Annotated in this window: 14 protein-coding genes; 2 read left to right on the plus strand and 12 right to left on the minus strand. The window is 66.4% G+C overall.

Annotation, left to right across the window (positions count from 1 at the left end):
- Positions 1-44: 44 nt before the first annotated feature.
- From BES08_RS26585 to BES08_RS26630, 10 genes are all read right to left on the minus strand, one after another.
- On the minus strand, positions 45-800 hold the full coding sequence (locus BES08_RS26585; RefSeq protein WP_069709822.1) for an SDR family NAD(P)-dependent oxidoreductase: 756 nt from the start codon (positions 798-800) through the stop codon (positions 45-47).
- Positions 797-1,636: an alpha/beta fold hydrolase gene (locus BES08_RS26590; RefSeq protein ID WP_069709823.1), complete on the minus strand. Its 840-nt coding sequence runs from the start codon at positions 1,634-1,636 to the stop codon at positions 797-799. Before BES08_RS26590 ends, BES08_RS26585 begins: the two co-directional genes overlap by 4 nt.
- Positions 1,637-1,651: 15 nt before the next feature.
- A complete protein-coding gene (locus BES08_RS26595; protein WP_231958459.1) occupies positions 1,652-2,203 on the minus strand; it encodes a VOC family protein in 552 nt (183 codons plus the stop codon).
- 19 nt (positions 2,204-2,222) lie between these two features.
- On the minus strand, positions 2,223-2,612 hold the full coding sequence (locus BES08_RS26600) for a MaoC family dehydratase (RefSeq protein ID WP_069709825.1): 390 nt from the start codon (positions 2,610-2,612) through the stop codon (positions 2,223-2,225).
- Entirely contained in the window at positions 2,609-3,067 is a 459-nt protein-coding gene (locus BES08_RS26605; protein ID WP_069709826.1) for a hypothetical protein, read from the minus strand. The genes BES08_RS26600 and BES08_RS26605 overlap by 4 nt, the downstream gene beginning before the upstream one ends.
- Positions 3,068-3,078: 11 nt before the next feature.
- Entirely contained in the window at positions 3,079-4,242 is a 1,164-nt protein-coding gene (locus BES08_RS26610; RefSeq protein ID WP_069709827.1) for an acyl-CoA dehydrogenase family protein, read from the minus strand.
- 82 nt (positions 4,243-4,324) lie between these two features.
- Positions 4,325-5,101 (minus strand): SDR family oxidoreductase, encoded by a 777-nt coding sequence (locus BES08_RS26615; protein WP_069709828.1) that lies wholly within the window; start codon positions 5,099-5,101, stop codon positions 4,325-4,327.
- Complete coding sequence (locus BES08_RS26620; protein WP_083274848.1) at positions 5,098-5,838, minus strand: alpha/beta fold hydrolase; 741 nt, start codon at positions 5,836-5,838, stop codon at positions 5,098-5,100. The genes BES08_RS26615 and BES08_RS26620 overlap by 4 nt, the downstream gene beginning before the upstream one ends.
- A gap of 5 nt (positions 5,839-5,843) precedes the next feature.
- On the minus strand, positions 5,844-6,803 hold the full coding sequence (locus BES08_RS26625; RefSeq protein ID WP_069710200.1) for a VOC family protein: 960 nt from the start codon (positions 6,801-6,803) through the stop codon (positions 5,844-5,846).
- A 61-nt stretch (positions 6,804-6,864) separates the two neighbouring features.
- Positions 6,865-7,716 (minus strand): fumarylacetoacetate hydrolase family protein, encoded by an 852-nt coding sequence (locus tag BES08_RS26630; RefSeq protein WP_069709829.1) that lies wholly within the window; start codon positions 7,714-7,716, stop codon positions 6,865-6,867.
- Positions 7,717-7,846: 130 nt separating this feature from the next.
- On the opposite strand from BES08_RS26630, the gene BES08_RS26635 reads away from it, so the two are divergent.
- Positions 7,847-8,554 (plus strand): GntR family transcriptional regulator, encoded by a 708-nt coding sequence (locus tag BES08_RS26635; RefSeq protein ID WP_231958460.1) that lies wholly within the window; start codon positions 7,847-7,849, stop codon positions 8,552-8,554.
- Positions 8,555-8,561: 7 nt separating this feature from the next.
- Here the strand turns inward: BES08_RS26635 and BES08_RS26640 are convergent, their stop codons facing one another.
- Both BES08_RS26640 and BES08_RS26645 read right to left on the minus strand, forming a co-directional pair.
- On the minus strand, positions 8,562-9,344 hold the full coding sequence (locus tag BES08_RS26640; RefSeq protein ID WP_069709831.1) for an SDR family NAD(P)-dependent oxidoreductase: 783 nt from the start codon (positions 9,342-9,344) through the stop codon (positions 8,562-8,564).
- Between the two features lie 40 nt (positions 9,345-9,384).
- Positions 9,385-11,055, minus strand: coding sequence for a class I adenylate-forming enzyme family protein (locus BES08_RS26645; RefSeq protein ID WP_069709832.1), 1,671 nt, complete (start codon positions 11,053-11,055; stop codon positions 9,385-9,387).
- A gap of 155 nt (positions 11,056-11,210) precedes the next feature.
- On the opposite strand from BES08_RS26645, the gene BES08_RS26650 reads away from it, so the two are divergent.
- Positions 11,211-12,413, plus strand: coding sequence for an acetyl-CoA C-acetyltransferase (locus BES08_RS26650; protein ID WP_069709833.1), 1,203 nt, complete (start codon positions 11,211-11,213; stop codon positions 12,411-12,413).
- Positions 12,414-12,453 lie beyond the last annotated feature (40 nt).

The raw sequence follows: 12,453 nt of genomic DNA on the forward strand, positions 1-12,453 counted from the left end.
TGGGGAGGGGGGAGGACTAAGGGCTCACCTAACTAAGGCCTCTCCTACAAGCTGAACCCGCCGTCGACGATCAGCGTCTGGCCGGTGATATACCGCGCGCGATCGGAGGCCAGGAAGCCGACCGCCTCGGCGATCTCCTCGCCGCTGCCGAAGCGTTGCAGGGCGATGCGTTTGCGCTGCGTTTCCCAGATTTCGGGCGTGTAGAGCGTTTCCAGGAAATCGGCACCAAGCCCGGCATCGATGATCCCCGGCGCGACCATGTTGGCGCGGATGCCGTAGCGGCCCTCTTCCTTGGCGACCGCGCGGCCGAGCGCCTCGATACCCGCCTTGGGGACCGACGACAACGCATCGCCCGGCGGGAAGCAGTAGTTGGCGACCGACACGACCGACACGAAGTTGCCGCGCCCCGCCTTGCGGAAATAAGGCAGCGCGGCCGCGACGATGCGGGAAAAGCCGATCAGTTCGACCTCGATCACCTCGCGCCATTGGTCCTCTTCGATGCGGCTGACGAAGGGTTGCGGGATGGCGACGCCGCCGGCGAATATCACCGTGCCGATCATGCCGTACGCGCGCTCGGCCGTGTCGAAGGCCGCTGCGATCGAAGCGCGGTCGGCCAAGTCGCAGTGCACCGCGCGCGCATCGCCGGCGCGCTCGCCCAGCGTGTCGATCACCGCGCGCGCCTTGTCGGTGCTGGAGCGGTAGCCCACCGCGACGCCGTCCCACTCCGGGGCGAGGCGGCGGCAGATCGCACTGCCCAGCCCGCCTGTCCCGCCGACGACGAAGGCTGCGCCGTCGTTCATGCCGGCATGTACCGGGCCAGATGGTGCAGCAGGCGCTCGGCGAAGGAATCGTTGCGGTCGCCTGTGAACATGTGGCCGACGCCGTCGGCCTGTTCGACTTCGAGGTGCGGGGTCAATTCGCGAAAGCGCCGTACGCTGTCGGGCGAGACGATGTCGCTCAGCTCCGCGCGGATCAGCACGACCGGGGCTGCGACCTGCCGGGCTGCCGCGATCAGGGTCTCGCCTTCCGACGGCGGGTTGAGGAATTCGGGCGAAGCGGTGCGTGGATCCCACTGCCAGAACAGCCTGCCACGGTCCTCGCGCAAGGCGCTGGCAAGACCCGACGAATCGGCAAGAAGCGGGCGGCCGAGGTGCACATGCAGCGCTGCCGCTGCCTCGTCGGTGGAGACGAAGCCGTCCTCGCTGGCGCGAAAGAACGCGCGCACCCCGTCGACCCCGGTATCGTCCATGTAGGGCGAGACGTCGGCCAGCATGATGAGCCCTACCCGATCGGGATGGCGCGAGCCCCCTACCAGCGCCGCCTGGCCGCCGCGCGAGGCGCCGACCAGTGCGGCGGTGCGGCCAAGCGCGGCCAGTATCGCTTCGACGTCGCGGCCGAAGGCTTCGAGCAGGTAGTCACCATCGCGCGCCCAATCGCTTTCGCCGTGGCCGCGCAAGTCGAAGCTGAGGCCGTAATAGCCATGGCGCGCGACCTGGCGGGCGGAGCCGCGCCACGACCGGCGGCTTTGTCCCCCGCCGTGGAAAAAGCACACCGGCGGGCCCGACGGGTCGCCATAGGCATCGGCGACCAAGGTGAGCCCCGCGCCCGGTAGGCGAATGCGATGGGCCATCGTCATGCCGGGCTCAACGCGTCATTCGGCGGCGATCGGGGCGATCTCGGCGAACGAGGGGTGCTCGCCCGGGCCCTTGTACGCGAACTTGCCGGGCGCGTGGTGCCACTTGCCGTCGTTGCGGCTTTCGTAAGGCGAGGCGACTTCGATCAGGCAGCCGTGGGTGCTCTTCGGGCCGACCCAGCTCCACTTCTGCCAGGTCATGTCGGGATCGTTGTAGGTCTTGCCGCCGCCCATCACGTGCAGGCCTTCGGCGGCGAGCTTCTCCATCGCGCCCGGCACGTCGTCGGTCGCGAAGCAGAAGTGGTGGACGTGCTCGCCCACCTTGTCGAGCCGTTCGCCCATCGGCGTGCCGGGGGCGGGCTGGATGAACTGGATTTCGGTGCCGGTGGGATTTACGAAGGTCGCCCACTTCATGCCGGCGTCATCGCCGCTGGAAAACTCGTCGTACTTGACGATCCGGTCCTCGAGCGAGGCGGGATCGAGGACGCGCAGGATCTTGGTCCAGTCCTCGATCGCGGTGTCGAGGTCGCGCACGACCATGCAAACATGGGCGAAGGGTCCGCTTGGCATAAATTCACTCCTCTCGAAATCAGGTTTCTATCGTTGCGGTGCCGGAATTGACGATGCCCCGGCCTTCTATCTCCAGCACGAACTCGCAGGTGACCGCGCCGTCTTCGATGGCGGCGACCTTGCCGGTCACGGTCGCGCGGTCGCCGCCGTAGACGTTGTCGAGAAAGCGCGAATCCATCGCCGTGATCCGGCCGCCGGGGAAGGCGCGCGTCAGCATGTTGATCATGTAGGCGACGTTGATCGGCCCCTGGTTGATGACGCGGTCGCCCAGTCCCTTGGCCTTCACCACTTCGGCGTCGAGGTGGATCGGATTGGGGTCCGCCAGGAACACCGCCCACTGCTTCATCGCCTCGGGGCTGACGCTTGCGATCGTGAACGGCGGCAGGGTATCTCCCACAGCGTAGATCATGCGGCGAACTCCTTGCGGGGCAGGACCCATACGTTGTCGGTTTCCAGCACTTGCGTGCCGTCCAGCAGGTGGAGGCGCAGGCGGTAGGTCAGCACGTCCATCACCCCCAGCTTGCGGCTGCGCTTGCGGATCAGGCTGAGGATCTCGCCCGTGACCTTGTAGCTTTCGCCGACCTGCAGCGGCGCGTCGAAGCGCACGCCGCTGCTGCCCATCATCGGGCCATCGTCGACGTCGAATTCGCAGGCTTCGCACACGCCGGCCACGGTCTTGCCCATCGCGACCTGGGTGGCGATGTAATAGTAGATCGGATGCGCGGTGCCGTCCGCCGCCGGTTCGATCCCGGTCGAGCGGCACAGCGCCGTGTTTTCCTCTGCCGAAATGGTGAACACCGCGGTGCCGTCCAGCGAGGTGCCGGCGGCGAGGGGAGCGGGGGGAAGGTCGTCGAGATCGCTCATGGATCGTCCCTTCAGAAGGAGCGCGGCAGGCCGAGGCTTTCGGCGATCGTGTTGCGGACCATCTCGTTGCTGATCGGGGTCATCCGCAGGATGCGGTGGTCGCGCCAATAGCGCTGCATGTCGGTTTCGGCCGAATAGCCCATGCCGCCCAGGATCTGGATGCCCAGGTCCGCCGCCTTCACCGCGTTCTCGGTGGCGACCATCTTGAGCATGTTGGCCTCGGTGCCGCAGGGCATGCCCTGTGCCTGCATCCAGGCGACGTTGTAGAGCAGCAGTTCGGTGGTCTTCTGCCAGGTGGCGATGTCGGCGACGTAGTGTTGCAGCACCTGGAAGCGGCCGATGATTCCGCCGAAGGCCTTGCGCGTCTTCATGTAGGCGAGCGCGTCTTCGAGCACGCCGTCGATCGCGCCCAGGCACTGCGCGCCGACCATGATACGCTCGTTGTTGAGCGTGGGCAGCATCGCGTACCAGGCCTGGCCGGGCGTTCCCAGCACGTCCTCGTCGGGAACGAACACGTCTTCGTAATGCACCTCGCACGAGCCCATCGCGCGCATGCCCAGCTTGGGCAGCAGCGAGGCGGTGATGCCTGGCGACTTGGCGTCGACGAAGAACATGGTCAGGCCGTGGTGCTTCTTCTCGACTTTCCTGTTGGTCCGCGCCAGCACCAGCAGGCGGTCGGCGACCTTGGCCGCCGTCGTCCACATCTTGGCGCCGTTGAGCAGCCAGCCGCCGTCGACCTTCTCGGCGTGCGTCTTCATCGCGCCCAGCACGTCGGTGCCGCCATCGGGCTCGGTCATCGAGATAGATACGCGCAGTTTGCCTTGCGCCATCGGTCGCAGCCAGCGTTCCTTCTGCTCGTCGGTGCCCACTGCGCCGATCGTCTTGGCGCCGCCGAACGAGGTCAGGCCCCAGACCCACAGCAGGCCGCCGGCGGTGCGCGCCAGTTCGCGCGCGAAGATCATCTGCGTAACGACATCGCCGCCCAGCCCATCGTATTCCTCGGGAATGCCGACGCCGAAGAAGCTCTGTTCCGCCAGCTTGTCCCACAGCGCGAAGGGATAGTTCTCTTCATCCGCTTCCAGCGCGCGCATCCAGTCCTTGGGGGCTTCGGCATCGACCCAGCGGCGCACGACGTCGCGAAACGCCTGCTGTTCCTCGGTCAGCGAAAAATCCATTGTCGTTCCTTCCTGTCTCGAAGGTATCGTGGCCGCTGGCGGGTCGTTCCGAACCTATCGTCCTATAGGGTGAGGGGGCGGCTCATATTGACAGCCCGCCTTCCACGGGGATGACCGAGCCGGTCACGTAGGCGCCCGCGCGCGAGGCGAGGTAGATCGCGGTGCCGGCCAGATCCTCGGGCGTGCCGACCCGGCCGCGCGGCACCATGCCCTCGACCATCGTGCGCATCTCGTCCGAGGTGATGACCGTCATCTCGGATTCGAAGAAGCCCGGCGCAATGACGTTGGCGGTGATGTGTTCGCGCCCCAGCCGCTTGGCGAGGCCCTTGGCGAGCCAGTGGATCGCGCCCTTGGACGCCTGGTAGGCGTAGTTTTCCTTGGGTCCGACCTTGAGCGCGCCGACCGAACCGATGTTGATGACCGTCGCGGGGCGCTGCGCTGTGCCGCCTGCGCGCAGCAGCGGCAGGAACTTCTGGAGCACGAAGAACGGCGCCTTCAGGTTGAGGTCGATGACCGTGTCCCAGGCGTCCTCGCCCGTCTCGTCGATCGGCGCTTCGGCCATCGTGCCGGCGTTGTTGACCAGGATGTGCAGCGCGCTTTCCTGCGCGCCGATCGTCGCCACCAGCGCGTCGATGCCGGGCAGGGTCGCCAAGTCGGCGGCGAGACCGATGCAGGTGCCGCCGGTGGCCGCGCCGATGTCTGCGGCGGCGGCGAGAATATTGGCTTCGGTGCGTGCGCAGATATAGACCTTGGCGCCCGCGGCGGCGAGGCCGGTGGCGATGTGCCGGCCGATACCTGTCGATCCGCCGGTGACAAGGGCGATGCGGCCCTCGACCGAAAACAGCTCGGCGACGTTCATGCCGCCACCTTGCCTTCGGCGATCGCGAGAATCAGGTCGACCGTGCCTTCGGGATCGCCGACGAGCAGCGCGTGGTCGCCCGGATGGTCGTGGATCGTCCAGCCGAGCGCGCGTGCGCGATCGTGCATGGCAGTCATTACCGTCACCGCAGCGGCGATGTAGTCGACCGGCTTGGCGATCGTCTCGGCGCCGACCGGGATCAGGCACGAGGTCGCCTTCATCGGCTGGTCGGAGAGGTTGTCGAGCAGCCATTTCTCGCGCTCGGGCACCATAAGGTGCGGATGCTCCTTGGCGGCGGCGCGCTGCATTTCGTGCACGCCCGAACCGATCGGGCCTTCGCCGGCGTCGAGCATGGCATCCAGTCCGGCTAGCTGCTCCTCAGGCACGTAGCCCATCAGCGAGGCGATCCGCTCGCCCGAATGCGGCACTATGGCGTCGAGGTAGATGACTTTCGCCACCCGGTCGCCCACTTGCGCCAGCACGCCCGGCGCCACGGTGCCGGCATAGCTATGCGCGACGAGGACGACATCGTGCAGGTCCTCGAACCGGAAGACGTTGACGACGTCCTGGACGTGGGTGGCGTTGCCGACGTCGCGCGCGATCAGGTGCTCGCGTTCGCCGAAGCCGGTGAACGTGGGGGTCAGCACGCGATGGCCCTTGGCCTCCAGCAGTTCGCGGACGAATTTCCAGGTCCAGCCGCCCATGCCGCCGCCGTGGAGAAGTACGAATGTGGTCATGGCGCTCAGGCCTCCGCTGGTTGTTCGGTGTTCTGGATGAATTCGGGGAACGGGTCTGGCCCCCACAGGAACATGCTGTCTTCGGGCGCGTGGTTCGCGGCCGGCCAGTCGACGTCATGGGGGATGAAGTCGATGTCGGCCGAATATTCGCTGAAGCTGCCCCAGGGATCGCGGACGTAGAAAAAGTAATTGGCGCCGAGCACGTGCTGGCCCACGCCCCAGTTGGGGCCATAGCCCGCGCGCGCCATCGTCGCGCCGCCCAGGCCCACTTCCTGCACCGAGCCGACGTCCCAGCTGTTGTGGTGCATCCCGCGCCGGTCGGACAGGACGAGCGCGAGCAGATGGTGGTCGCTGCCATGGGCGCCGTGCAGGAAGGCGACCGCGGGCTCGCTCTTGTCGGACAGGCGCAGGCCGAGCGTCCTTTCGTAGTAGTCGATCGCGGCGTTCACGTCGGTGGTGAAGATCGCGAAGTGCGACAGGCGGCGCGGGTACACCGGCGGGGCCTTGCTGTTGGGGATCGCGCCCGACTTGCCCGGTTCCGAGCTGACGAACGAGAAGCGGCTCTTTTCGTCCGGTGTCGTCTTGTCGGCCACGCGCACGTTCACCGGCAGTCCGTCGAAGCTCTCGAACCAGATGCCGTCGGCATCGGCGCCCGCGGGGGCATCGATGAAAGTCACGTCGCACCCTTCGAGACGCGCGCGGAAGGCGTCGATCTCGTCCTCGTAGACGCCGAAGCTGAGGTAGCGCAGCTTGCGCCCGCCGGTGCCCGCGGTCACGACCGCCCAGCGATGCGGATCGCCCTTGGCGTACAGATCGAGGCCGCCGTCCCGGTCGCACACGTCGAGCCCGAACAGCGTGTAGAATGTGCGCGCTTCTTCGAGGTCGGGGACCTCGATCGCGAAGTGGTCGATCGAATGGACGCCCAGCGCACCTTCCCGCCGCCCGCCCTTGCTCAGTTCACTCATCCCGTCCTCCACAGCCGGGGCGGGCAGCGCCGTTCCGCTGCCCGCCGCCACGATCATCCCGTCAGCCCGCCTTGATCGGATTGACCAGCAGGCCGATCTTCTCGATCTCCACCTCGCACACGTCGCCGTCCTTCATGAACAGCGGCGGCGTGCGCGCCAGGCCGATGCCCGAGGGCGTGCCCATCACCAGCACGTCGCCCGCTTCGAGCGTGAAGCAGGTCGACAGCAGCGCGACGGTATCGACCACGTCGAACACCATGTCCGAGGTATTCGCGCTCTGCACCACCTGGCCGTTGAGCCGCGTCTCGATCTTGAGACCGGCGCCGCCGGCGGGCAGTTCGTCGACGGTGACCAGCCAGGGGCCGAACGCGCCGGTGTCGTCGAAGTTCTTGCCCACCGTCCACTGCGGCGTCTTGAGCTGATAGTCGCGCACCGAACCGTCGTTGAACACCGAATAGGCGACGATGTGCGAGAGCGCGTCCTGCTTGGCGATGTCTTTGCCCGCGGTGCCGACGATCGCGACCATTTCGCCTTCGTAGTCGAGCTGGTCGGAGGTCGGCGGCTTGATGATCGGCGCACCATGGCCGATCAGGCTGGAATTGAAGCGACCGAAGACGGTCGGAAATTCCGGCACTTGGAAGCCGCCTTCAGCCGCGTGGTCCTTGTAGTTGAGGCCCAGGCAAATGATCTTCGGCGCCTTCACCAGTGGCGGCAGGAAAGTCAGCTCCGCTTCTGCCACCGGCTCCCCCTCGGCCGCTACTCTTGCGCCCGCCTGCTGCAGCGAGTCGCCGCCTTTTGCGATCAGCGCATCGATGTCGCTTAGTGATTCGTCACCGAACACCGCCTTGATTCCATCGCCGTTGGAGACTGCCAGTCCCGTAATTCCATTCTTGGAAACTTTGGCCAAACGCATGTTTCAATCCTTCTGAAGCCTCTCCCATCGTGCTGATCGATTGCGCATCGGTCAACACGAAATATATTCTAAATGCCGAAATAGACTATGATGAGTTGCGTCCTAGTTCAAAACTGCTATGTCTTTCGCGATGACGAAGAAGATCAGCCTGACCGAGCGGGCCTATCGCCAGTTGCGCGACGATCTGCTGACGTGCCGGCTGGTGCCGGGCGAACGGATCAACATTAAGGATCTGGCCGAGGTTCGCGGCTTCAGCCTCGGCGCTGTGCGCGAAGCGCTGGCGCGGCTCACCTCCGAAGGTTTCGTCACGCAGGACGACGCGCGCGGGTTTCGCGCGACGCCGATCTCGATCGCCGATCTGGTGGACCTCGTACATGTGCGTAGCGACATCGAAGGACAGTGCCTGCGGCGCGCGATCGCGGCGGGCGGGCTGGAATGGGAGTCGGCAATCGTCAGCGCCGCGCATCGTCTGAGCCGGACGCCCACGCGCGACCTCGACGATGCCGCCCGTCTCAACGAGGATTATGCCGACGCGCATGCCGCGTTCCATCACGCGCTCGTAGCGGCGTGCGACAGCCCCTGGCTGCTGCGCATGCGCGACTGGCTCTATGCCCAGTCCGAACGCTATCGCTATCTCACCGTGCCACTGGCGCGGGGCGAGCGCGATCTCGTTCACGAGCACGCTGCCATCGTCGATGCGGTGCTGGCGCGCGACGCCGATCGCGCCGTCCAACTGCACAACGACCACCTTGCCGCGACGGCGCATATCCTGATCGACGGACAGGACCTGCCGTTGCCGGCGTTCGCGCTGCATTTGCCGCGGGACAAGGTGGCCTGAGCACATCTCAGCGCTGCCGCTGCTGCCCGGTGCCGCCGCCGCTGGCGGGCATCAGCATATTGCTCATGCCGCCGTCGACCAGCACGTCGATGCCGCTGATGTGGCCCGAGTGCGGACCGATCAGGAACAGGATCGCGTTGGCGACGTCTTCGGCCATGCCCAGCTTGCGCAGCGCGATGTTGGCCTCGCGCTGGTCGCGGCGCGATCGGTCCTCATAACCGGCGGCGGTCATCGGGGTGTAGGTCGGCCCTGGCGAGACGGTGTTGCAGCGAATTCCGTCGGGGCCCCATTCGATGCAGAACTGGCGCATCAGCATGATGAGCGCGGCCTTGCTCGACGAATAGAAGCCCAACCCCGGCGTCGGCTGCGTGCCCGACATCGACGCCGTGGCGACAAACGAGCCGCGGCTCTCCTTGAGGTGGGGATGCGCCGCCTTGGCCAGCAGCCAGGTCGAGCGGGTGTTGATCGCAAAGATGCGGTCGAAGTCGTCGGCGGGCTGGTCGATCAGCGCGCCGCCCATGATGATCCCGGCATTGCTGACGACCGCGTCGATCCCGCCCATGTGCGCCAGACCCGCCGCGACGATGCGATCCCCGCAGTCCGCTTCGGCGAGATCGACGACGCAGCCCGCCGCTGCCGGACCGATCGCCTCGACCACCGTGCCGAGATTGCCCGCGTCGCGGTCGGCCAGCAGCACCTGGTGCTCGCCCGGCACGACCGCGCCCGCGGCCAGCAGTTCGGCGCAGGCGCGGCCGATACCGCTTGCCGCACCGGTGATGATTACGCGCATTCTTCTCTCCCGTGCATCCGCCTTGCGTGCGGTTTTCGCATCAGTCCGCCAGCCCCAGTTCGTCCATCAGCGCCGCGCGCAGCTTGAACTTCTGTATCTTCGACGCCGACATCGGCCATTCGTCGATGAACCGGATATGCCGGGGGACCTTGAACGATGCGAGCCTCTCCTTGACGTAGGCGATCAGTTCTTCGGGTGCGACCGCGACGTCGCCATCGCGCTCGACGTAGGCGGCTGGGATTTCGGCCAGCCGCTCGTCAGGCAACCCCACCACTTGCGCGAGGCGCACGGCGGGATGGGCGGCCAGCACCGCCTCCACTTCGGCGGCGGCCACGTTCTCGCCGCCGACCTTGAGCATGTCCTTGAAGCGGCCGTGGAACATGACGTGGCCATGGGCGTCGATCGAACCGATGTCGGCGCTGTGATACCACCCGTCGGCGTCGAAGGCCTGGGCGGTCTTTTCCGGATCCTTGTAATAGCCGTCGAACAGATTGTAGCCGCGGATAAGGATTTCGCCGCGCTCGTCGGTGCCTTTCTCCTCGCCGGTCTCGGGATCGACGATCTTCATTTCGATCCCGGCGAGCGGATAGCCCAGTTTGCTAAAGCCCATTTCGGGGGGCATCGCGTAGCCGCCGGTGGTGACGATGCCGGTCGCCTCGGTCATGCCCATCGTGCCGACCTGGACCATGTTCGGGGCCTTGTCGCGATAGGCCTGGCCGACCCGGTCGGGCATGAAGGCGAAGCAGCTGTTCTGCAGGCGGACCGAGGACAAGTCGGCGCTCGCCCAGTCGGGATGGGCGATCATCGCCTGGTGGAAGGTGACGAAGGGCAGGAACATCATCGTGACGCGCTCCTCGCCGATCTGCCGGAGGCTTTCGCCGGCGTCGAAGTGAGGCTGGCCGATGAAGGTGCCGCCCACGTCCATCGCGCCCAGCATGCACAGCATCGCGGCGATGTGGAACAGCGGCAACGGCGACCACGCGCGCTCGTCGCTGCGAAATTCCCAGCGATAGCGAGCAAGGTTGCCGGCTTCGCGCGTCACCGCCTCGTGGCTGAGCAGGCAACCCTTGGGATTGGCCGAGGTGCCCGAAGTGTAGAGGATCATCGCGGTATCGCGCACCCGCACCGTCAGGCGGGTGGCATGAATGTCCGCCTCGCTCACGGTCTCGACGGCGGCGTCGAACCGGGCTTCGTCGACGAAGCCGGGCAGGCTGTTGCCACCGAGCATGACGATCCGCTTCAGGCGCGGCGCTTCGGGCAGGTGCAGTTCGCAAGGGTCGGCGGCGGATGCCAGGCCGGGCAGGGCTTCGTTCAGGCGCGTCCCGAAATCGACATGCTCGCTGACCAGATCGTTGGTGACGATCGTCGTCAGGTCGGCGTTGTGCGCGACGTAGGCGACTTCGGGCGCCTTGTAGCGGGCGTTCATCAGCACCGACACCGCGCCGAGCATCGCATTGGCGAACAGTGTTTCGACGAATTCAATGCTGGACGGCAGCAGGATGCCGACATGATCTCCGCGCTTCACCCCGAGCGCCTTGAGCCCGCGCGCGCGGCGCAACACGCTGGTGATGACCGCGTCGTAGCTCTTGCGCTCGCCCGGAAAGACCAGCGCCTCCTTGTCCCCCCCCAGGTCCCTGCCGCGCAGCAGCAGGTCGCCCAGGGTCGTCGCCGAAATTCGGATGGCGGCGTAATCTTCGCCCGTAGTGCCCACCAGTGTCCGCTCCACAATGCTCGAGTGTCTGAATGTCGCTCGAGATTGCAGCGACCCGCGTCAGGTGCGCCTTTCGTCGGATAGGTGCGGACGGGCCCGTGCGATCCAACAGCAGGACCACGATACTTCGTGGGATCACTTGTCGGGAATTTACGATGGAAGCCTATATCTACGATCACGTGCGCACCCCGCGCGGCAAAGGTCGCTCGGACGGCGCGCTGCACGAAGTCACTTCGGTCGAAATGGCGACGCAATTGCTCAAGGCGCTGCAGGAACGCAACGACCTCGATACGGCGCTGCTCGACGACGTGATCATCGGCATGGCGCAGCCAGTGGGCGAGCAGGGCGGTGTGCTGGCGCGCGCGGCGGTGCTGCAGGCCGGCTATGCGCAGACCGTGGCGGGCCAGCAGATCCACCGTTTCTGCGCGACCGGGCTGGACGCGGTGAGCCTGATCGCGGCGCAGGTCCATTCGGGCATGATCCAGGCGGGCATTGGTGGCGGCGTCGAATCGATGAGCCGCACCACCATGGGTTACGATTCCGGCGCCTGGACCTCGGACCCGGCGGTGGCCTACGGCAACTACTACGCGCCGCAGGGCATCGGCGCCGACATCATCGCGACGCTGGACGGCTACACCCGCGAGGATGTCGATGCCTTCGCGGTCGAAAGCCAGCGTAAGGCGGCGCATGCCTGGCAGAACGGCTATTTCAAGAAGTCGATCGTCCCGGTGAAGGACATCCTCGGCAACGTGCTGCTTGACCATGACGAGCACATGCGCCCCGGCACCACGCTGGAAAGCCTGGCCAAGCTCAAGCCCGCCTTCGAAGGCTTCGGCAAGGCCGGCTTCGAAGCGGTCGCCAAGGCGCGTTATCCCGAGATCGAGGACATCGGCTACGTCCACCATGGCGGCAACAGCTCGGGCATCGTCGATGGTTCGGGGCTGGTGCTGGTCGGTTCGCTGGAATTCGGCGAGAAGGCGGGGCTCAAGCCGCGCGGCCGCATCCGCTCTTACGCCAACATCGGTTCGGAACCGACGATCATGCTGACCGCCCCTGCCGCGGTGTCGCGCAAGGCGCTCAAGGCCGGCGGGATGGAGGCGGGCGACGTCGACCTGTGGGAACTGAACGAGGCGTTCGCCAGCGTCGTCCTGCGTTACCAGCGCGACATGGACATCCCCGACGAGCGGATCAACGTCAACGGCGGCGCGATCGCGATGGGCCATCCGCTCGGCGCGACCGGCGCGATGATCCTGGGCACCGTGCTCGACGAGCTGGAACGGCGCGACCTCAACACCGGCCTCATCACGCTGTGCGCCGCCAACGGCCTCGGCACCGCCGCCATCATCGAGCGCGTCTGAGCGCCAACTGACAACCAGATCGGGAACACCCATGGAAACT

Source organism: Novosphingobium resinovorum, assembly GCF_001742225.1.
GTDB classification, from domain to species: domain Bacteria; phylum Pseudomonadota; class Alphaproteobacteria; order Sphingomonadales; family Sphingomonadaceae; genus Novosphingobium; species Novosphingobium resinovorum_A.

Bases quoted from the DNA above. Each gene is read 5' to 3' on its own strand.
- BES08_RS26585 (WP_069709822.1), bottom strand. From the start codon at position 800: ATGAACGACGGCGCAGCCTTCGTCGTCGGCGGGACAGGCGGGCTGGGC.
- BES08_RS26590 (WP_069709823.1), bottom strand. From the start codon at position 1,636: ATGACGATGGCCCATCGCATTCGCCTACCGGGCGCGGGGCTCACCTTG.
- BES08_RS26595 (WP_231958459.1), bottom strand. From the start codon at position 2,203: ATGCCAAGCGGACCCTTCGCCCATGTTTGCATGGTCGTGCGCGACCTC.
- BES08_RS26600 (WP_069709825.1), bottom strand. From the start codon at position 2,612: ATGATCTACGCTGTGGGAGATACCCTGCCGCCGTTCACGATCGCAAGC.
- BES08_RS26605 (WP_069709826.1), bottom strand. From the start codon at position 3,067: ATGAGCGATCTCGACGACCTTCCCCCCGCTCCCCTCGCCGCCGGCACC.
- BES08_RS26610 (WP_069709827.1), bottom strand. From the start codon at position 4,242: ATGGATTTTTCGCTGACCGAGGAACAGCAGGCGTTTCGCGACGTCGTG.
- BES08_RS26615 (WP_069709828.1), bottom strand. From the start codon at position 5,101: ATGAACGTCGCCGAGCTGTTTTCGGTCGAGGGCCGCATCGCCCTTGTC.
- BES08_RS26620 (WP_083274848.1), bottom strand. From the start codon at position 5,838: ATGACCACATTCGTACTTCTCCACGGCGGCGGCATGGGCGGCTGGACC.
- BES08_RS26625 (WP_069710200.1), bottom strand. From the start codon at position 6,803: ATGAGTGAACTGAGCAAGGGCGGGCGGCGGGAAGGTGCGCTGGGCGTC.
- BES08_RS26630 (WP_069709829.1), bottom strand. From the start codon at position 7,716: ATGCGTTTGGCCAAAGTTTCCAAGAATGGAATTACGGGACTGGCAGTC.
- BES08_RS26635 (WP_231958460.1), top strand. From the start codon at position 7,847: ATGACGAAGAAGATCAGCCTGACCGAGCGGGCCTATCGCCAGTTGCGC.
- BES08_RS26640 (WP_069709831.1), bottom strand. From the start codon at position 9,344: ATGCGCGTAATCATCACCGGTGCGGCAAGCGGTATCGGCCGCGCCTGC.
- BES08_RS26650 (WP_069709833.1), top strand. From the start codon at position 11,211: ATGGAAGCCTATATCTACGATCACGTGCGCACCCCGCGCGGCAAAGGT.